This is a genomic window from Mariniradius sediminis (genome assembly GCF_021491425.1).
Taxonomy (GTDB): Bacteria; Bacteroidota; Bacteroidia; order Cytophagales; family Cyclobacteriaceae; genus Mariniradius; species Mariniradius saccharolyticus.
This window is the reverse complement of the sequence record NZ_JAKEVZ010000003.1, coordinates 82,858-103,566: the sequence shown is the minus strand read 5'-3', so window position 1 is coordinate 103,566 and position 20,709 is coordinate 82,858. Positions and strand designations below refer to the sequence as shown.

Below are 20,709 nucleotides of genomic sequence, written 5' to 3'. Positions count from 1 at the left end.
TGTTAATTTTAGATTTTGGGCTTATTTAGGAATCTAAAGCCATTTTCAAAAATCCCCGCAAATGCTGCAGCTTTTTCTGATCCTGTTCTTCTTGGTTTTGGGGATTGTCTCCCGCCGTTGGAGTTTTGTGCCGGAGAATGCTTCCTTTTACCTCAATAAATTTTTGATCTACGTGATTCTCCCTGCTTTGGCTTTGAAATACATGCCAAACATCCAATTGGAGAAAAAACTCTTGCTGCCCGTTCTCACCGCTTGGATCAATTTTGGGGTATCCTGGCTCCTTTTCGGAACCCTCGGGAGGAAACTCCAATGGAAACGGTCACTTACAGGCTGTCTGATTATCGTGGCGGGATTGGCAAATACTTCTTTTGTCGGCATTCCGATGGTCAATGCGCTTTATGGCCCCGAGGCGGTTCAATTGGCGTTTTTGATCGATCAGGCGGGTTCTTTCATCATCGTCAGCAGCGTGGCCATCGTCGTTGCCAACATCTATGGAAAAGGGAAAAAACGCAAACGCGACATCACCAAAAAGATCCTCGGTTTTCCGCCCTTCATTTTTTTCTGTTTCGCCATTTTGATAAACATGCAGGGATGGAAAGTCCCGGAATTTGTACTCCCGGTAGTGGACGTGCTGACAGCCATGTTAACGCCCGTAGCACTTACGGCAGTGGGAATGCAGTTGAACCTCCGTTTTTCCGCCCTCAGCAATCGGCACCTTTGGATGGGGCTAGGATATAAGCTACTGCTTATCCCGGCAATCATCTTCCTTTTGTACAGGTACCTTTTTGGATTGGATGGTCTATTATTCCAGGTCTCGGTGGTAGAGACAGCGATGGCGCCGATGATCACGGGTTCGATCATTGCCATCAGCCATGACCTGGAGCCCAAGCTGGCATCGCTCCTCGTCGGAGTGGGTATCCCCCTCTCTTTTTTGACAGTCTTGGGTTGGTACTGGATTGTCGGATAATATTCTTTTATGGCAGACATAATTAATTAAAAACGCTTATCTTAATCTTTTTTAACATTTAAAAAACTTATGACTATCACAGCCGTTATTTGGTTGAAAAGTGATCATCCCGGCCGGGAATTGACAGAGTTTGCAAGTACCAATTTCGGTTTCCATCAAAAACTCTATTCTTGATGTTTTACGTTCTTTCCCTAAATTCACATCTATGTCAATGACCCTGCCAAAATATATCGTCTGCCTTTCGGTCCTCGCCGCTTTAGCTTCAAATAGCTTTGGGCAGGACACCAAACAGCAACTGTCGGAGTCCATCTCCTCCTACTCCCAAAAATACCCTTGGGAACGCGTCTACCTCCACACCGATAAGCCGCACTATGAACTCCGGGATACGATTTGGATCAAGGCCTACGCGATTCTGGAGGATGGCAGCGAATCAGTGGGAAGAAGCAAATCTGTTCCGCTGTATGTCGATCTGATCGAGCGGTCATTCGATCGATTGGTGGACGAGATAATCATCAAACTGGACTCGGGAAGCGGGCGGGGCGATATCCCACTGCCCAAAGACTTGAAACCGGGAATCTTCACCATCCGAGCCTACACGAATTGGATGAAGAATTTTGGGGAGGAGGCTTTTTTTGAAAAGCATATTTGGATCGGACCGCTCGGGGAGGCATATGACTTTGCAAACACCAACCCAAAGTTAGACTTGAAATTTTTTCCTGAAGGTGGCTACCTCGTCACAGGCCTCAGAAACAAAGTGGGATTCAAGGCCGTGGATGAATATGGCCGTGGAACAGATTTTATTGGTTTGATACTCAATTCAAAAGGAGATACGATCCGTCGTTTTGAATCCGAGCACCTCGGCATGGGAAGCTTTGAATTCACTCCTCAAGCCGGGGAAAAATACGAAGTGAAGGCTCGAACAGCCAGGGGCTTTTGGGAAACATTCAATTTCTCCAAAATCGAACCTACCGGGTATGTTCTCCATATCGATGCCAACGCCGACACCGAAAATGTAAGCTTTGAGGTCAGCCATGTGAATATCCAACCTGAAGCGCTGCCTGAGACACTCAAGTTGATTGGACTTTCAAAAGGCAGGTTGGTGTATGAAAAACAATTATCACCGAAAAACGGCAAAATGCAATGGACTGCTTCCAAGGATGATTTCCTGCCAGGCGTGGTCACCTTTACCCTGATGGACGACGAAACGCATTTGCTGGCAGAACGCTTGGTGTATTTCCATCCGTTTGCCCAAAGTTCATTTGATTTTTCGCCCAACAAGGAGTCCTTTAGACCCAAAGAGGAAGTGGAGCTTCAATTCGAAATCAAGGATGAGTTTGGAAGTCCAATAGAAGGCGAATTCTCAGTTGCCGTGATCGACGACTTTCAGGTAAACTACCAAGAAGGAACCCAGAACATTTTCTCCTACCTGCAGCTCGTCTCCGAAGTGAAGGGGACCGTGGAGATGCCCTCCTCCTATTTCAATTCCGAAAACAAGGATGCTGAAAAACACCTCGACAACCTGCTGTTGACGCAGGGATGGAGGCGGTTTTCCTGGAGCCATCTTTCAAGGTTAGAAAAAGGGCCAGAATATGGGTTTGAACCTGGGTTGAGCTTGGTCGGGAGAGTCCATACCGTGAGCGAAAAACCCACAAAAGAATCACACAAGCTTACGATGCTGGTCTCCAACCTTTATGGAATGCCGATTCTTTACGAGGGTATGACCGACAGTCTCGGCAACTTTGCATTCACGGGAATGGATTATCAGGATTCGGTTGTCGTCTATATGCAGGCCTACACTGAAAAGGAAAAAAAGGCCGGACAGGTCAAGGAACTCAAAAAGAATGAGGTGACAATCTACCGGGTCGAAATCCCAATGCCAGGATTCTACATCCCAGCGGAATTTGTCCCGGGAAAGCAATACACCGATTTTGACGATTATCTCGTGACGGTCAAGGAAGCCAAAAACATGATGGAGCAGTTTCGGCTCAACCAGGAAATAGAATTGGGAGAAGTGACGGTGACGGGAAAGAGAAGTGATTTGCTGCCCGACAATCGTGCCATTCAGTACAACAATGAGCCTGATGGTGCATTTATCGTGACTGAAGAACACGTCTATTTTCAGAATGTCTTCCAGTTATTGAGGGGGAGATTCCCCGGGGTGGATGTGCGCGGCGATGTGTTCAGCATCAGTCCACCACCCACTATAGTGATTCGTGGCGGGGCTCCCTCCATAGTAGGCAATGGCGGTGCGACATTGTTCATAGATGGAATGCGGGCGATGCCAGGAACTGTTGCTGCACTACCCGTTGCCGACATCGAGCGGATCGATGTGCTTCGTGGATTGAGCAAAGGGGCCGTATTTGGTTCAGAAGGGGCAGGCGGCGTGGTCAATATCCTTACCAAAGCTGGGAACCCCAACCGGGATTTTTCAGAAATCAAAATATTGGGAAATACGACACTCATCACCAAGGGCTACGCACCCATCCGCGAGTTCTATACACCGCCCGCGATCCCCGATATCAATTCACCCGTTGCATTGGATTATCGCTCCACAATTTCTTGGCAACCGATGTTGAAGACGGATGCTTATGGCAAAGGCTCTGTTTCATTCCGACTCACAGAAGGAAATCCCCAGGTAAGAGTCCTTATCGAAGGCCTGTCCAAAGACAATGAGCCTGTATTCGGTTCCTATGTTTTCAAAGTGAAATAGGGGATGACAACGGCTGGGTACATAAAGTTGGTCACCATATTGGCATTGGCATTTTTCTCCCAGGAAGCCTTTGCCCAATACCAAATCAAGGGACGGGTACTCAATGGCGAAAGCCTGGAACCTGTTCCTTTTGCGACCGTCTTTCTCAACAATACCAGCTTTGGGGCAATTACCGAACCCGACGGCACATTTTCATTTGAGATTCCGGCAGGAGACCATGAGCTTGTGATCAGCCATGTGGGATTCCAGCCTTTCACCTATGCAATCTCCACCAAAGCCCTGCGTGCTTCCTACGAATTCAGGATTGCCCCTTTGGTGATTGACCTTGGTGAACAGTCGGTAGAATCGAAACGAGATCCGGCTTGGTATCAAAATTATGAGGTTTTTGTCCAGTTCTTTTTGGGAAGCAGTCCCAACGCTGCCAGCTGTACGATCAAAAATCCCGAGGTCATCATCTTGGATTCGGAGTCCGACCCCAATCTCCTCGTCGCGCGGGCCACTGACATGTTGCAGATAGAAAACCCAAGCCTTGGTTACGATATCAAATATGTGTTGACGGCCTTTGTCTATGACAAAAAAGCCCGCCAAGTGTCATATGCGGGATATCCGTTTTTTGTGGAAAAAAATCTTCCCAAACGACGGATGGTAAAGATCGAGCAGAATCGAAAAACCGCCTACACCGGCAGCGTTATGCACCTGATGCGGGCTGTGTATGAAAAAAACCTTGAAGCCAACGGTTTTCACTTATTCCCAACCGAGAAGGTCACACGCGAAATCTCCTCCACAACAATTTCCATTTCCTCCGAGGGTTTTGACAAATTGCGCCCAGAGAAAAACGGGGCAAAGGAAATCCTACAGGATACGCTTTTGCTCCCAGGCCTGACACCGCTGCCCTTGGAGCAATTGGTGCAAAGAACGTCTGATGGCAAAGTTTTCATTACAGACAACCGTCCGTTTTTTGTCTATTTCACGGGGGAAAAAGAGCCTGAATCGTTCCGACTTTTCAGCATCGGTAACCTCCATCCATCCGTCCTCAAACCAAAACCCGGCATCCCAAATATGGAATCTGTACAAATCAGCAAAATCCTGATGCGTGCCAAAGCCGTCCAAATCTTCGAAAATGGAAGCTATTACCATCCCTATGACCTCTACATGGAAGGCTATATGGCTTGGGAAAAAGTCGCTGATCTACTGCCGTTTGATTACCAACCCGAAAGGTAGCCTGAGTTCACCGTCAAACTATTCCACAGTGATTACGCCCACCTCCGCAAAGGAAGCCGGATTGCCATCGGTGGTCTTGAGTGACTTGAGGCGAATGTACTTCGCCCTTGCCTCCGGGAATCGTACGGTCTGCTCGATCGGATTATTTTGGATATTGGAAAATTCGCCGCGCGCGAGGGTTTTCCAGTTTTTCCTATCCATACTTCCCTCGAAAACATAGGCGGAAATCACCCCGCTCATAAACCTGTTTTGAGGTGGCCAATAAGTGAAGCCCTGCAAAGCTGTCTCCGCCCCCAAGTCGATCACGATTTCATTGTTGGCACTTTTCCAAAATGTGTCCTTATCCTCATCAATTGCCCTTGCGGCGATGCTGTCATTGGAAACGACCATCCACGTGGCTTTGGGTATATCGAGGTACCGGACCACGGTTTCCGATTTCCTTCCGGACTCTTTGTCGATAGCGACAGCCTTCAAAACAGCTGGCCTTTCGACCAAAAACGCATTCTCAAACCGTTGGCTTTCCGCGCTGGGTTCTGTACCGTCCAAGGTGTAGAAAATATCCACGGATTTCTCCGGCACCTGCAGGCTGACTTGGCCACTTTTATCGCGGATGATCTCGGGTTCGACAACCAACTTCGGCGCATGGAAAACGCCAATCCTGGCAAGGGTTGGACTCGCCTTGGCATCCGAGATGGTAAATCTCAATTTACTGGCTTCTACATCGTCAAACCGCAAGATCCGCTTGATACCCACCGTGGTGCCTTTATGGATTTCCTTCCAACCTTCCGCCGTTTCAGCCTCCAAGACAAAGCCCTTGATCCTTTGCCCGAGGGCGATGTATTCTTGTACCAAAAACCTGTTGAACCTTGTCGGCTTTCCAAAATCCAGCGTAACCGTATTTTCAATCACCCCGTCCGCACTTGCCAAATAGGTTTCTTTTTTTCCATCAAGCACATTCCCGATTTCAAAACCCTTACCTCGCTCATTGCTGGCTTCGATCTGTGCATTGAGCGCCAAGTCTTCTGCGAAATCCTCGTCGATTTTGGTTTTGAGTTTCATGATTTGCTCGACGTCTTTTTCATGGATCAGGCCTCTGCGATCTACCGGGAAATTGATCAGCAGTGCGCTATTGCGGCCAATGCTGTTGTAGTAGATATCCACGAGTTGGGCGAGCGATTTGACCTTGTGGTCTTCATAGGCATGGTAATACCATCCGGGGCGGATCGATACATCCGCTTCGGCAGGTACCCAATGTGTCCCGTTTTCCTGCCCGGAGGCATATTTTTCGGGGTATTCGGGCATGCCTGCGTAGACGGAATCACGCATCAAGTTGCCCCAAGTAGTCTCGTAGGCAAAACCTTCCTCATTGCCGACCCAGCGGACATCCGGGCCGCCATCGCTGAACATCACCGCACCCGGCTGCAACTCCCGTACGAGTGCATAGGTATTTGGCCAATCATAGTAGGTAAATTTGTCCACTTTGCGGTCTTCATTGGCACCGCCATAGTAGCCTGTGCCGCCATTGGCCCCGTCAAACCATACTTCGAAGATGTCGCCATAGTTGGTCAGCAGTTCGGTGAGCTGATTGCGCATGTAGGTGATGTACTCGGGCTTGCCGTAGGCAGGATGGTTGCGGTCCCAAGGGGAGTAGTAGATTCCCATTTTGAGGCCGTATTCGTCGCAGGCCTCCCGCAGTTCGCGGATCAGGTCACCTTTTCCGTCGCGCCAAGGGGAATTTTTGACTGAATGCTCGGTGTACGCCGAAGGCCACAGGCAAAATCCATCGTGGTGCTTGGCGGTGATGATGATCCCTTTCATCCCCGCATCCCGCGCGACCCGCGCCCATTGCTTGGCATCCAATTCGGTCGGGTTGAAAGCAGCCGGTGACTCGTCTCCCATACCCCATTCCATATCCGAAAAGGTGTTCATGTTGAAATGGACAAAAGCGTAGTATTCCAGCTCATGCCAAGCAAGTTGGTGCTCCGAGGGAACGGGCTCGACGGCTGCGGGGGGCGTCGGTACGGATTGGGTACAGGCGGCTAGAAAAAGAAGGGAAAAAACGAGGTATTTCATCATCTGTGATTCGGCTTTGGGAATTCCAAGCTCTAAAATTTTTTTGAAAAAATCCCGGCTTTTATTGATGATATTTTCGATTCCATACGATGGCCAACTATATCCAAATAGCTGCACCATGAAAACTTCATCTTTTCGCCTTTTGTTGACTTTCTTTTTGGCCTTCTTCTTTTCATGCCAAGAGGAGGAAAGTCCGAATCCGAATCCCGGGCCGAATCCACCCGTTGCTTCCAAGCTGTTGGCAAAAACAGTGGATGTCAATGTCATCCTACCTGCGGGTGTGAGCCTTGATCTCAGCAAAACCAAACTGAGCACCGGCTTGATGGATTTCAATGTTGATGCATCCGGAAAGTCAAAAGCTATACTTCCTGACGGGATCATCAGGATGGCATACCTTCAGAATGAGAACAACCAAATTCTGATGATGGGAATTATCCATGATCAGAATAAAACCATAAGTGCGGCTACTACTGCCGAAGCACTATTTTATCTGGGGACAGGGGTGTACTACTTGCCCGAAAAAGTAACAAAAGACTATCTGCAATCTGGTTCAGCTCTTCCGGGTATGCAGGAATTCAAAGACAAGATTGAGCAGGGGATAAAAGCCGATGTTTCCTTCATCGCCAAGGGTAGCTACGAACAGCCTTTGGGGCAATATCTGTCTGAATTCTCCCAATCTGTAGATCCGATTGACATCCGCGCCAGGCAAATCAACGTCGACCCGACTGGTTTTCAGAGTGGAGTTCAGATTTTTGAGAATGACGCCCTCACCGTGAAATTGGCAAACACATACCGTAGACGTGCCCATGCATTTTTTTACAAAACGGCCTATAAAACCAAAGGCGCAGATAAAGAGACGGTCGTGCTTTCCGCCATAGGAAAAGGTGAAAAAGCGATGACCACAAAGGAAATAGAACCTACTTCCGCATTTGATGGGCTTATTGGCTCCTTGGCTGAACAGATCCAAAATAAGGGAATAGAAAAAGCCCGAAAGGAAACCGATCCTATTCCGCTTCCTTTAGGTGACAATGAGGACGAAGCTACCTACAAAGTACGGGTAGTAGGTCCAGGCTTCATGCCGATAGGTTCGTCTGAAATGACCGAGGAGGAGAAAAAAATGTATGATTTGCTATTGATGAAGCAATTGACACTGGATTTTGTGATGCCTATGCTTGCTGAGGTTTTCTCTGAGATCAAAGACATGAAAGACCCGGAATTAGGGTTGGAAGCCATACAGCTGGTTTTTAGCAAGTCTCCAGAGCTTTGGGCCTTTGTAGAGAAAGGGGATTGGAAAACGGCAACTTTTGAAGTGGTCAAGTACTTGTTTTTGGATATCGCAGGCCAGGAAATTCTCAAACAAAAGATCATCACACCAATAGTGAACAAATACAAAAACAGCTCAGATCCCTCCTGGATCGATATTGACAGGGACTATACCAATGCGAAAGCTGTCGAAAAATATGCCGGTTTAGTAAAGTCTGTGGAGCTCACTGGAAAGCTCTTGGATATGACCAAACTCTTGGTTGAATTGGGGATGTCCAATCAGATGGATGTATTTACCGCTAAATCGATCAGAAGTGAAGTCAAAATTGATCCCAAAGAATCTACGGTAGTTCCATTTGCCAATCTAGCGCTAAAAGCAGAAGCTAAAACCCAGCTATCTCAAGGCCAAACCTTTGTGTACAAATGGTCCACCACTGGAACATATGGAATAATATCCTCCGGAAATCTAAAAGGCCCCATGATCGAAACGAGTTCGGCTACTGTCAACTTCAGAAGTGAAAAGAATGTCAATGAACTGGAAGACAATAATTTTGAAACAGTCAAGGTTGAGGTCTATATCAAATCCGGAACAACCATGACATTGGTGGGGGATGGTGAGGCTACTGTGAATGTGGTCAAAAGGAAGCTTTTGATGAAACCGGACGGAATCACACTCGACGGAAAATCCAAAGAAAGCGTGGCCCTATACTTGGAACGTGCCGACAATATCAACGACATCATCAGCACACCCACGCTGGAGTATAAAGTGGAATGGACTCTAAGCGGTAGCTGCGGGATGATTGATGGGGTTACAAAAACGGCCACGACAAGAGGTAATAAAATCGTGTATCAAGCCTTGGAAGACGAATTAAAGGAATGCATAGAGACAGTCACCGCACATGTCTACTTCCGTGAGCCCGGTGAAGAATGGGTATTGAGAGAAATAGTAACCGGAAAAGTAAAAGTTGTCAACGACCCCAAGAAAATCGTCCTTAACGTGCCCCTCATCACCCGGGACTGGAATATCAGTCAAGGTGGAGGCTACACGGCCGGAGTTAACCTTATCGCCCAGGTACCAATCCATGAAAAAGCCGTGAAATACTCCGTCAAAATATATGGGCTCAAACAAGGGAATATTTCCCCGACAAAAATCTGGAGCTGGCAGGCTGGCAAGGAAGCACCCTCCGATTGGCTTTATCCTCCGGGAGGCCAAACGGGCATCGTGGGTAACCAATACCACCTGTCGGTCAGCAGCACCTGGTGCTCCGGGCAACCGGTCGATTGTAACCCCAATATTCCCGGCTACCATGCTTTCTACAAAGGTTGGGGTGGCTATGCCAATGTCGAAATCGAAATAAGGGATTAGAGTTACCTGAAATCCTGTACAGAAATCCCCGTTTTCCGGGGATTTCTTGCTTTCGGGGCGATTGGTCGCTGTTTCAGCTTAGCGACAAAAAGTTTTTGAAAAAATCCTCAAATTCCTTGATGACAATGACCAAATCAGCCGATGTGTTTCCAAAAACTGCTAGCCGCCATGAAAAAATACACTTTTCCCCTACTGCTGGTCCTGTCGCTGGTATTTTCCTGCCAGGAAGAAGAGAATCCGGGTACAAACCCGGGCACCGATCCTGTACAAACTGTCTTCCCGACGTCGGACGTCAACATCGTCCTGCCTACGGGTAGTACTGTCGATCTTTCCAAAACAAAGCTACTTTCGGGTTTTGCCGAGTACCCGGTAGACAACACAGGCAAATCCAAAGTCCGGTTTGCTGCCGGCGCCTCCAAATTGGCTTTTCTGGTAGATGAAGCCGGAAACACCCTGTTGGCTGGATTTATAACGGATACCAACAAGGAAATTTCCATTGCCACGACCGCTTCGGTATTGGTATACTTCGGTATGGGGATTTCATTTCAGCCCCACGAAATCAAGAAGAAATACTTGGAAGGATTTTCAACATTGGACGGCATGTCTGAATTCAGCCAATCTTTATCGAACGAATTTTCAACCAGCCCAGATATGCTAAAGACCGGGAAATTCATGAATTCGCTGACAGCGTACCTCTCAACCTTTGCTCCATCAGATACTATTGACATCCGAGCAAAACAGATCGATGTGGACACTAAAGGGTTCAAAAGCGGAATTCAGGTCTATGAATTGGACCACCAAAACGTAAATATTCGAAATGAGAGAAGAAGGAGGGCCCATGCGTTTACTTACAAAACCGCATTTAAAGACAAAGAGGGTTTGGAAACCACCATTAAACAAAAAATTGGTGGAGCCGATGTTTCCGAAAAAGATATTGCTATCAATCCGAGAATCGGGATCACCTCATTTTCAGGAACTTTGAAAGAATGGATGATGGGAAAAATCATGGAAAAGGAACCTGAATTTGCCATGACAGAAAATGGCCCGGTCAACCTCCCCATGAAGGAATCAGAATCTGAAGCTACGTACAAGGTAAGGGTTGTTGGTCCTGGAATGGGAAACATTTCAGGTTTGGACCTCACCAATGCAGAAAAGGAAAAGCTCGATCGGTTGATTATAGAGACGTTTGCACTGGACTTTCTAGTGCCCTTCATATTTGATGTATTGAGCATGGATGATGCTTTGTTTGGAACCCAATCCGATGAATTTAAAGACATCCTCTGGACCATTGACGTTTTCGTAAAGTCCTCCCCCGCGATTGAACAAGCCCTTAAAGAAGGGGATTACATTAAAGCGTTCAAAGAGACCATTTGGATGGGAATATCAGAATATCCAAGCAAAAAATTTGATGATATGGTGGAGGATTTGGCACTGGATGGATTGAAGATCCTCAAGGCCAAAAAACCAGGTCTTGTCACAGAGACTCCCGAGGAAGTAACCAAAAAGGTGAAGTCAGCGCTAAATGCGATAAAACTGGTTGATTACGTCCTCAAGGCAGCAGATTACAAGTTCCTTTTGGACCATATTGCTTTGTCCGATTACCTGGTCGAATTCACCGCCAAAGTCAAGGCAGATGACCTTGTCATGACCCCAAAAGAGGAAATGATCGTTACATCGGCCTATTACAACGTCAAAGTGGAAACCAAGACGCCGCTGGCAGAAGGCGAGTCCTTCGTCTACAAATGGTCCACACCAGGCAAATACATCTACCTCTACCATCAAAGCAAAAAACACACACAAGTGGAGACAAGCACCGCCATGATGACCTATCGAAGTGACGCGAAGGCTGCGGACCTGTCTGATGGTAATAACATGGACGTAATCACGGTCGAAGTGTTTATCAAAAAAGGAACCACCCTTACAAGTCTTGGAAAAGCAGAAGCCAAGATCAACGTCAAAAAACTCAAGCTCGTCATGAAGCCCGAAAAAATCACCCTGATGGGTGGGCAAAGCGTGAGGCTTTACCTTGAAAGGACAGATGGGGTAAATGACATAGTTCAAAACGACGCATTGGACTACAAAGTCGAATGGGAGACTTCCGGGAAATACGGTAAATTCAATGGCACACTTAAAAGCGCCACGACCATGGGGAATGCCTTGAACTATGAGGTGCTGGATAAAGAGGTCAAAGAAGGCAAAGAAACATTCATTGCACGGGTATATTTCAAAGGTAAATCAGATGGAAACTGGGTACTCCGAGAAATCGTCAAAGGCGAACTAACCGTCGCCAATGACCCCAAAAAGATTGTATTGGATGTTCCGCTAGAAGTAAAGACATGGGATAACAGTACCGCAACACGGTGCAACGTCGGTGCGAATTTTATGGCAGTGGTTCCAATTCATCCCAAAGCCGTCAAATACACTGTTACATTCTATGGCTTCAAGAAACCCTACCGTTGGGACAACAGAACCTCAACTTGGAGACCTGGACAAACCCCTCCCGTAGAATATGGATATCCAGGGGCAGGACCAAACCAAACCCTTGATGGGAATTACCTGTTCACGATCAGCAGATCATGGGGCGATGGGCCAAAACGGGACGATTGCCTGTCGAAGCTTGACCACTATATTGGAATCTACAAACCACTCGGAGGCCGGGCCAACATCGTGATCGAAATCACGGATTAGGCACTTCGAATCTTTCATTATTTTCTTTAAATTTCACAAATCAGCGGGGAGGGACAGCCTTTCTTTTTCAAGGACTTGAGCCCCCCTTTTTCCTCAAAACCACACAGCATGTCAGCCAGATTTTTCACCGGTTTGATTCTGATTTTTTGGCTGGGCCGGCAGGAAACTGTTGCCCAAGTAGGACAATCAGGCTTGGTTTGGATCGAAAATGCTCTTGAGAATAATCAAGTATCGAAGGCAGATTCTGCGCTCAAGGCACAACTGAAACTCGCTGCAGCCGAAGGAATGGACGATTCCCTTCCCAGGTATGTGTCCTACGTGGGAAGGATTGCAGGGGAAAAAGGTGGCGATGCCAAAGGTATCGAAGCAGTGAATCGCTTTGTCGACGAATTCCTGGAAAAGGGCCTTGCCCCAAATCTTAACAAACAGGCCTTTCGGGAAGCAGCCGGATATTTTGAATATATCGGAGCTACTGCATTGGCCTACGAGGCAAACATCAAAGCTTTTGACTGGGCCAGCAAAGATCCGAAAACCAGCTTCAAGGACCGGGGAAGGATCCAAAACAACCTAGCCAGCTATTCACTCTATTTGGGAAAAAGGGAGCAAGCCAAAGAACATTCATTTAAGGCCATTGCGCTCTATCGCAAGGAACCCAAACTCGATCCTGAGTCTATGTACCTGAGCTACAACGCGCTCGGTAATATCAATTGGTTTGGGTCGCGGTTCGACTCCGCGGAATATTACTTCTCGGAAGCTTTGAAGCAATTCCCAAAAATGGAAGACACACCCAAAAACCAACATTATCGCCCTGCCATGGTACTCAACAACCTCGCTGGCGTACAGGCGGTCTTAGGCAAAACCTCGGCCGGCATCCAATCGATGGAAATGACGATCGGCCACCTGAGTGATTTTATCGAGGCCATGTCCGATCCATTGGAAATCGCCAAAGGCCAAGAATTCCTCTACCAAGCCATCGACAATCTGGCTGGTATGCACAAGGGTCTCGGCAACTATTCCAAAGCACGGGAATTGCTCGAGTATGCCTATGAGCAAAAGAAAAGCACGTTTGGGCCCGAAAGTGCGGAGGTCTTTAAGTCGCAGATATTGTTGGGGCAGATCTACTTTGCGCTTCGAGAATATGACCAGGCGGAGTTGCTCTTGCGCCAATGGCTTGGATTGATGGATCAGTTTGAGGGGGACTATATAGATTGGAAAGCCGATGCCTTTGGGACTTTGGCAAGGTTGGAAGAGTCACGCGGGAATACCGATTCGGCCAAGAACTGGTACCTAAAGGCCGATGCCGAATACCAGAAAATCCTCGGAGGTGATTATGATTTTATCTACTTGGATTTTCTAACCAGTGCATCCACATTCTTTGCAGCAGCGGGACTGAAAAAGGAGGCTTTGAATGCAGCGGAAAAAGGTTTGAAGTATGTGCGCGCCAACCAAGGCGCAGGAACGCTGCTTGATTTCAACCACCAAATCAACCTAGCAGAGGTTCATTTTCTGCTCAAGTCCTATGGTGAATCCCTGCGATTGAGCAGAACTGCTTTGGAAACTTTCAAGGAGGATTTTCTGAGGGGAGAGCGGTCTTGGTTGGATTCCATCCAAATCGAGACCCAAAAACCAAAGGCTATCCTGATACAAGTGAAGTCATCCTATTTTCTGGAAACCCAAAGGGACCAAGCTTTTCTCGAAAAATCCATCGCCATGCTGGATGAAGCGATTGATGCGATCGAGCGAAGAAAAACCGTCCTGCAATCCGATCAGGACATGGGCTTGCTAATCGCCGACAACCAGGAATTGTATGACTTTGCCAAAAAACTGGATCTGGAGCTTTTCGAAATCACGGGAGAAAAACGGTACATGGAATCGCTCCTCTCCCGTCATGAATCCTCGGTGTTCAACCGCCTTCGCTCACGCTTGCAGCGCTTCGACAACCTGCGCTTTGCCAATGTGCCTTCTGATATCCAGGAAACCGAACTGCAACTCAAGACCGACTTGGCCCAATCGCTGCAAATGGATGGCGAGGGATTTGAATCTTACCTCATTGCAAACAGTGCTTGGGAAGGTTTCTTGGAAACCCTGAAGACAAAGTTTCCTAATTATTACCAATTCAGGTATGGAAATCTCGAAGCCAGTTTGGATGATATCCAAAAGACCATTCCCGCCGGGACCAGCCTAATTCGCTATATGTTTGTCGGAGATGATCTTACCGCGATGGTGATGGACGCGGACTCCAGGGACTTGGTCAAATTGGACTATGGAAAAATGGAGAACCACATCGCTACGCTGACGGAAAACTGGAATCAACCCCAGGTTTGCCTAGCAATCCTAAACCAATTGTATTCCCATCTTTGGCAGCCGCTTCTGCCATATATCAAGCATGAGAAAGTGATCATCATCCCGGATCGTGATTTGTATAACCTCAGTTTCGAACTTCTCACTCCGACACGGCTCAATGACTACAGTGAATTCGCAAACGGCTGTTTGTTGTCAAAACACAGCATCAGCTACCATTTCCATTCGCATCTGCTGAAGTCCGGCAGAAATCCACAATCATATCAGTCCAATTACGTGGCCTTTGCACCGGGCTTTTCGGATCAAATGAAAATCGATTACCTCAGCCGAGTGCGTGATTCCCTGTACTTGGACCGCGCCTACCTGACTTTGGTTCCGCAGCCTTTTACCCAAGAACTAGTGTCAAGGATGAAGAGATTACTTGGCGGAAAAACGTTTACGGAAACCCAGTCCACAATCCAAAACTTTATTGGTTCGGCTGGGGACAACCGTATCCTGCACATTGGTACCCATGCCGAATCCAACAACCTCAGCCCCGATTTTTCGAAGTTGATTTTTTCAAAATCCGGAGATCCTGCCAGTCTGGAAGGAAGCAACGAACTCTTCGCCTTTGATATATACAAGCTCAACCTCCGCGCGCAGATGGCCGTCTTGACTGCCTGCGAAACGGGCAAAAGTACAGTAGCTCCTGGCGAAGGCATGCTTTCGCTCGCCCATGCCTTCACCTATGCCGGAAGCCAAAGCCTTTTGGTAGGCCTGTGGAAGATTGACGAAAAGGCGAGCAGCCAAATCACTGAGATATTTTACCAGAAGCTGGCGGAAGGCATGGATAAGCCCTCGGCACTGCGGGCGGCCAAGTTGCATTATCTTGCCCATGCCAGCGGAAGGGCATTATCCCCGGAGTTTTGGGCCGGGATTGTACTGATCGGGGATCCCAGCCCGATAGCATTGGACACCAATATCCCTTGGTGGAAGTACACCTTGTTGGCCCTTGCTATCCTTGGAATTGCCGGGTTGATTTGGAAAAAAAGAAAAGTATGGTACCGAGACGGCAAGTTTTCGACGGTCAATGTGTAGCCTGACGACCATCTTCCAATCATTCATTTGCCCAAAAAACGTCACATTTTGTATCCAAAACCTTTAGCAAAGAAGACTGCAAATAATTTTTTCAAAAAGAATTGATGACAAGCTCCAATCCTCCCGATGTAAGAATGTATCTGATTCCCAAATCCCCATGGATCTAGGGATGCATGATCTTCAAATTGTTTTGCAGCCTATTTTCCAACCAAATACCAAAAAAATGAAAACCTCGAACAGATTCAGATTCAGCACATTGGGCACATTCATGCTCTCGTTTCTATTGTTTTGCATAGCCTGTAGTCCCAAGGAGGAAGACCCGACACCTATCACCCCAACTCCCGAAACCCAAAAGGACATCGAGGTAATCGATGCCAAGATCAATACGTTTTTGACTACCCACAAAATCCCGGGAGCTTCTTTGGCGATTTCCAAGAATGGAAAGCTCGTGTACAAAAAGGCCTACGGCAAAGCAGATGTAGAAGCGAATGTGGACATGACCACTGAGCACCGGTTTAGAGTCGCCAGTGTTTCCAAGACCTTTACGGGAGTCGCGATTATGCGCCTCGTACAGGCCGGTAAGCTTACACTCGACGACAAAGTATTTGGGTCTGGAGGAATTCTGGGAACAGAATTCGGCACCAAGGCCTACAGCGCGCGGGTCCTCAATGTGACTGTAAGGCATTTGCTGCAAATGACGACCGGTGGCTGGGTATTGTCCAACGACCGCGATGCGATAGATTCCAATCCTGCGATGAACAACAAGGCCTTTTTTGATTGGATGCTGGACAATACCCTGCTCAAACACGATCCAGGCTCCCGTTTTTGGTACATCAATACCAACTATTTTGTCGCCGCGAGGGTGATAGAAAAAGTATCGGGCAAGTCCTTCTATCAATTCATGAAGGATGACTTCCTGGACCCACTTGGAATCGGCAGCGCCATCATGGGCAAAGGCACGCTCAGCGGAAGACACCCCAACGAAGTCAAATACTATGGGCAAGGTGGGACAAAGGGATTTGAGTACAACATCGCTTTGGAGCGAAGGGATGGTGACGGCGGCTTGGTGATCAACGCAAGTGATCTACTGAAATTCGTAACCGCCATCGATGGCGTGCCTACCAGACCCGACATTCTGAATGCCTCGACCTACAGCCAATTTCTGCAGGGTTCAGGCCCGGCACCCCTCAGTCCAGACTTTGGAAATGGCATCGTCAGATGGGGAAGTAGGCTGTATTTCTATGGGGCTTTGCCTGGAACCAGGTCGTCTTACATGACGGAAAGCAATGGAATGGCTGTCGCGCTTATCTTCAACGGCAATGCGGATTATACCAATGCGGCCGCCAACAATGCCTTTGTGCAGGCCCACCAGGCCCTCTTGGTGGATTTGCTCACCAACAATCTTACGGTGTACCAAAGCATCGACCAGTTTTGATTTTTTCATTTGAGGCAGCTACGATCAGCCGGGGGAATCCTCGGCTGATTTCTTCTCAAAAAATGTGATGAGGTCTCCCCGTCAACCCGATGTATCTGTAGAGGACAAAGGGATCTCTTGCGCTATGCCACCTGTATCTTATTCCTTCAAACGTTCCTTTTCTATAATATCCTTGACTTCAGTAAGGTTGCCAGGTAGATTCCTGGAAATAATATCCCAAATTATGCGATAATCAACTCCAAAATACTCATGGGAAATCCTGTTCCTTAGCCTGTACATTTCTTCCCAGGGAACATTGGGGTAGCTGTCCTTGATTTTTTTGGATATGTTTTTACTGGCTTCTCCAATTACTTCAAAATTCCGGATCACTGCGTCAACTGTTTTGTAATCCCGTTTGAAAGAATTGAAGTCTAAGCCATGGATATATTCCTGAATTCGCTCCATCGCCAATACGATGTCTTCAAGATACAAGATGTTGTCTCGCTTGCTAGGTTTCAAATGTATTTTACTTGGTCTAGGATTGGTCTTTTTATCCTTTCTTTCAATGCTTCTTTAGTCACCAAGTCGATGCTAAGACCGAATTCCTTTTCGAGGAATTTCTCCAGTGTAAAAAATTCCCACCCAATCGGTTGAGAAAACTCAACCAACAAATCCAAATCACTTCTTTCCGTCTGTTGTCCAGCAGCATAGGAACCGAAATACCCGATTTTGCTAACATGAAACCGATCTGCCAAAAGTGGCATCAATTGTTGAAGTTTGGACTCTATGTCAACAGCTTGTCCCATATTTCAAATTTAACCAAATTCTCGATGATTCATTTCCCCTACCCAAATGATGAATGGCATTTACTTTTCGATGGATTTCAAAGCAATCAGCTATCAACCCCACCTGGCAATAATTTTCTGAATTTATGCTGATGACATCTCCCTGCCAGCCCGATGTATCGGTACTAGGCAAAGAAATTGATTCAAAGCCGGAATTGAGTATATTTCTGCTAACATGCAGAAAGATACTTTTTACACACAGGAGCAGTTGGTCGATGGCGTCCGCGCCAATGATGCCGCTATCCTGCGCTGGCTTTACCAATCCCAATTCCCCAAGATACGGAAGTTTGTCCTCGACAACAACGGCGACGAGGACCAAGCCAAGGACCTGTTTCAAGAAGCATTTATCGCCTTTTGGAACAATGTAAAGGATAACAAATTCACACCCGAAAACGGCAGCGCACTCACGGGATACTTATACCAGATTGCCAAAAACAAATGGTTGGACTTCCTCCGGTCCTCCCAATTCAAGAAAACCGTCCTCCTCCAGACGGAGCATGACAAGATCGACGAGGAGGAAGACAACGACTGGATGCAGTACCGGACATTGGTAGCCGCCGAGATCAATAACCTCGGGGACAACTGCCGGGAAATCCTGCGGCGGTTTTACTTCGCCAAGGAATCCATGGAACTGATCGCCAAGGCCTTTCAATGGACGGAAGCGACAGCCCGAAACACCAAATACCGCTGCATACAGCGCCTGAGAGAAAAAGTAAAGACCCAAATAAAATCCTAGACATTGGAAAATTCCAACCACATATCGCAAGAAGAATTTGAAAGGATCGAGCGCTACCTCATCGGGGAAATGCCGGAGGCGGAGCGACTTGCATTTGAACAGGAAATGGCTGCCGATGCCGCCCTGCGCCAATACGTAAAGGAAATCAGGATCATCCTACAGGAAGTCGAAACGACCAATCTCCGCCATACGCTGGACAGATTCCACGAAGAGATTGCTGCGACCGAAACCGTTCCCCTACCCCAGGTTTCCAAGAAACTTGCTTGGATCCCCTGGGCGGTGGCCGCATCGCTTATCCTTGCCTTGGGCCTGTGGGTACTTGTGGGTGGTGGACAGTCTGCGAATGAGCGCCTCTTTACCGCCTACTTTGAGCCCGACCCGGGACTTGTGACTGCCATGGGCGTCAGTGATCAGTACGAATTTGACCGGGGAATGGTAGATTACAAAATGGCCCAATACCAAGCAGCCATCGAGCGCTGGGAAAAACTACTACAGCAAAAGCCAAAAAACGACACGCTGAATTACTTTTTGGGAGTATCCTACTTGGCTTCCGAGCAAGGTGACAAAGCCTCAAGTTATTTCCAGACCGCTTTGGAAAGTCAAAACAGCATCTTTGCCGATGATGCTTGGTGGTATCTAGGACTGACTTGGCTCAAGCAGGGGGAAATCGACAAAGCGAAAGACGCCCTCCAACGCAGCCAAAAACCGGAGGCGAAAAGGCTGATGGAGGAGGCGAATATGAGATAAAATCCTGTCTTCGTACCCTTTTCAAAACCAATTAACCACGCTGGAATTCCTTCAAAAACTCCGAAGGCTTCATGCCCTTGAATTTTTTGAAAGCAACGGAAAAGGAATTCCGGTTGTTGAAGCCGCTTTTCTCTGCCAGCGCCTCCAAAGTAAGGTGCTGGAATTCGCCTGATTGGATGATGCTACAGGTTTCCTCTATCCTGTGTCGATTGATCAAGTCATGAAAAGTTGAATCTTGGATTTGGTTTATGTAGTAGGTGAGTTGGTAGGCGGGGATTTTGGTGTCCTTTGCCAAGTCGGCGAGGGTATAGCCTTTTTGCAAATAGGCCTTTTTGATTTCCATAACTTCTTTCAGTTTCCCTTCCAAAAGCGCTGATTTCTCGGCTGGCCATACTTCTGTTGTTTTTGGGTCTTGTTCGGCCTTCTCCTCCTGAACCACGCGGAGGTATTCAAATTCATTGTGGCCATATAGCACTTTGGGGAAAAACAAAATGGCGAACCCAGAACCCAATATCAAAACGGAGGCCGTAAGATGGGAAAGGTCATATTGCAGACTTCCCATTTTCAACAGATTGGCCGCCAAAAACGGAAAGACCATCAAAGACAGAAAACCCAAGTAGATGACCATCCAATTGAGCCAAGGTCGCTCGAATTTCGGAATTTCTTTTCCCCTATATCGCTGAATCAACAGTCGAACGGAGAGAAACAAATAGAAAAGAATGACAAAGGTCCGAAAGAGCGTATGGAAATTTTTTGGGAGAAACAATGATTGGTTATACGCCACAAATAGCTGTGGATCAAAAATCTCCTGCATGATTAGCGCTCTTTTCTCCGCAATCGACATCCCAAATAACACATGGGAATAGTCCGCCACAAAGAGAAACGCCGGAAGGAAAAAAAGCAGGTCACGCTTTGAATGTGAGTTTGGATAAAGCACGGCCCTGATGTACAGGTAGAAAAATGCAGGAAATAAAAGTCCTCCGATATTACCGGTCCGGTAAAGTGCCGGAAAATGGACGAAATTTCCGGAGGATACCAGCCAGGCGATGAAGGTACCGTATGTCAAAGTGAAGAATGAGAAACCCAAAAAGACGTTTGGGGCATATTTACGCACTCCAACATAAAGCAACACGGCGGAAATCACCATCCCAAACAAATGGGAACCCAAATAAACCAGATCCTTTAAGTGAATGACGATTTCCATCCCAAAATTCAAAAGTTGAAAATTGGAGGAAAAAATGCTCAAATCAAAGGGAGATGTCTTTTTCCCCCAAAATGAGATGAACGCTTAAAAAATCACA

The 20,709-nt window shown here is 47.3% G+C and carries 13 protein-coding genes; 9 read left to right on the top strand and 4 right to left on the bottom strand.

From position 1 onward, the window contains the following. Window positions 1-61 precede the first annotated feature (61 nt). The 3 genes from L0U89_RS04940 (at window position 62) to L0U89_RS04930 (ending at window position 4,898) form a co-directional block, all read left to right on the top strand. On the top strand, window positions 62-967 hold the full coding sequence (locus L0U89_RS04940) for an AEC family transporter (RefSeq protein WP_234860515.1): 906 nt from the start codon (window positions 62-64) through the stop codon (window positions 965-967). 205 nt (window positions 968-1,172) lie between these two features. Further along, window positions 1,173-3,677 (top strand): TonB-dependent receptor, encoded by a 2,505-nt coding sequence (locus tag L0U89_RS04935; RefSeq protein WP_234860514.1) that lies wholly within the window; start codon window positions 1,173-1,175, stop codon window positions 3,675-3,677. Between the two features lie 3 nt (window positions 3,678-3,680). Continuing rightward, a complete protein-coding gene (locus tag L0U89_RS04930) occupies window positions 3,681-4,898 on the top strand; it encodes a carboxypeptidase-like regulatory domain-containing protein (protein ID WP_234860513.1) in 1,218 nt (405 codons plus the stop codon). A gap of 18 nt (window positions 4,899-4,916) precedes the next feature. Here the strand turns inward: L0U89_RS04930 and L0U89_RS04925 are convergent, their stop codons facing one another. Next, window positions 4,917-6,974, bottom strand: coding sequence for an alpha-L-fucosidase (locus L0U89_RS04925; protein WP_439651536.1), 2,058 nt, complete (start codon window positions 6,972-6,974; stop codon window positions 4,917-4,919). A 115-nt stretch (window positions 6,975-7,089) separates the two neighbouring features. Here L0U89_RS04925 and L0U89_RS04920 point away from each other — a divergent pair, with 115 nt between their 5' ends. The 4 genes from L0U89_RS04920 to L0U89_RS04905 all read left to right on the top strand — a co-directional run bounded on the left by L0U89_RS04920 (window position 7,090) and on the right by L0U89_RS04905 (window position 17,101). Then, window positions 7,090-9,600, top strand: a complete 2,511-nt coding sequence (locus L0U89_RS04920) for a hypothetical protein (protein ID WP_234860512.1) — start codon at window positions 7,090-7,092, stop codon at window positions 9,598-9,600. Between the two features lie 168 nt (window positions 9,601-9,768). Further along, window positions 9,769-12,288: a hypothetical protein gene (locus tag L0U89_RS04915; RefSeq protein WP_234860511.1), complete on the top strand. Its 2,520-nt coding sequence runs from the start codon at window positions 9,769-9,771 to the stop codon at window positions 12,286-12,288. A 108-nt stretch (window positions 12,289-12,396) separates the two neighbouring features. Continuing rightward, entirely contained in the window at window positions 12,397-15,666 is a 3,270-nt protein-coding gene (locus tag L0U89_RS04910; protein ID WP_234860510.1) for a CHAT domain-containing protein, read from the top strand. Between the two features lie 223 nt (window positions 15,667-15,889). Continuing rightward, the gene (locus L0U89_RS04905) at window positions 15,890-17,101 is read left to right on the top strand and encodes a serine hydrolase domain-containing protein (protein WP_234860509.1); all 1,212 of its coding nucleotides are present in this window, start codon (window positions 15,890-15,892) and stop codon (window positions 17,099-17,101) included. A 138-nt stretch (window positions 17,102-17,239) separates the two neighbouring features. Here the strand turns inward: L0U89_RS04905 and L0U89_RS04900 are convergent, their stop codons facing one another. Beyond that, window positions 17,240-17,599, bottom strand: a complete 360-nt coding sequence (locus L0U89_RS04900; RefSeq protein WP_040480447.1) for a HepT-like ribonuclease domain-containing protein — start codon at window positions 17,597-17,599, stop codon at window positions 17,240-17,242. Further along, window positions 17,596-17,886 carry a nucleotidyltransferase family protein gene (locus tag L0U89_RS04895; RefSeq protein ID WP_234860508.1) on the bottom strand — a complete coding sequence of 97 codons (291 nt, stop codon included), beginning with the start codon at window positions 17,884-17,886 and terminating at the stop codon, window positions 17,596-17,598. Before L0U89_RS04895 ends, L0U89_RS04900 begins: the two co-directional genes overlap by 4 nt. Before the next feature lie 214 nt (window positions 17,887-18,100). Between L0U89_RS04895 and L0U89_RS04890 the strand changes: the two genes are divergently transcribed. Together L0U89_RS04890 and L0U89_RS04885 are read left to right on the top strand one after the other, a co-directional pair. After that, entirely contained in the window at window positions 18,101-18,661 is a 561-nt protein-coding gene (locus L0U89_RS04890) for an RNA polymerase sigma factor (RefSeq protein WP_234860507.1), read from the top strand. A gap of 3 nt (window positions 18,662-18,664) precedes the next feature. Next, window positions 18,665-19,408: a tetratricopeptide repeat protein gene (locus tag L0U89_RS04885; RefSeq protein ID WP_234860506.1), complete on the top strand. Its 744-nt coding sequence runs from the start codon at window positions 18,665-18,667 to the stop codon at window positions 19,406-19,408. A gap of 31 nt (window positions 19,409-19,439) precedes the next feature. Here the strand turns inward: L0U89_RS04885 and L0U89_RS04880 are convergent, their stop codons facing one another. Then, complete coding sequence (locus L0U89_RS04880) at window positions 19,440-20,612, bottom strand: helix-turn-helix domain-containing protein (protein WP_234860505.1); 1,173 nt, start codon at window positions 20,610-20,612, stop codon at window positions 19,440-19,442. Window positions 20,613-20,709: the final 97 nt, after the last annotated feature.

Coding starts and splice junctions, on each gene's coding strand:
- L0U89_RS04880 (WP_234860505.1), bottom strand. CDS start 20,612: ATGGAAATCGTCATTCACTTAAAGGATCTGGTTTATTTGGGTTCCCAT.
- L0U89_RS04915 (WP_234860511.1), top strand. CDS start 9,769: ATGAAAAAATACACTTTTCCCCTACTGCTGGTCCTGTCGCTGGTATTT.
- L0U89_RS04935 (WP_234860514.1), top strand. CDS start 1,173: ATGTCAATGACCCTGCCAAAATATATCGTCTGCCTTTCGGTCCTCGCC.
- L0U89_RS04895 (WP_234860508.1), bottom strand. CDS start 17,886: ATGGGACAAGCTGTTGACATAGAGTCCAAACTTCAACAATTGATGCCA.
- L0U89_RS04925 (WP_439651536.1), bottom strand. CDS start 6,974: ATGATGAAATACCTCGTTTTTTCCCTTCTTTTTCTAGCCGCCTGTACC.
- L0U89_RS04890 (WP_234860507.1), top strand. CDS start 18,101: ATGCAGAAAGATACTTTTTACACACAGGAGCAGTTGGTCGATGGCGTC.
- L0U89_RS04940 (WP_234860515.1), top strand. CDS start 62: ATGCTGCAGCTTTTTCTGATCCTGTTCTTCTTGGTTTTGGGGATTGTC.
- L0U89_RS04905 (WP_234860509.1), top strand. CDS start 15,890: ATGAAAACCTCGAACAGATTCAGATTCAGCACATTGGGCACATTCATG.
- L0U89_RS04920 (WP_234860512.1), top strand. CDS start 7,090: ATGAAAACTTCATCTTTTCGCCTTTTGTTGACTTTCTTTTTGGCCTTC.
- L0U89_RS04930 (WP_234860513.1), top strand. CDS start 3,681: ATGACAACGGCTGGGTACATAAAGTTGGTCACCATATTGGCATTGGCA.
- L0U89_RS04910 (WP_234860510.1), top strand. CDS start 12,397: ATGTCAGCCAGATTTTTCACCGGTTTGATTCTGATTTTTTGGCTGGGC.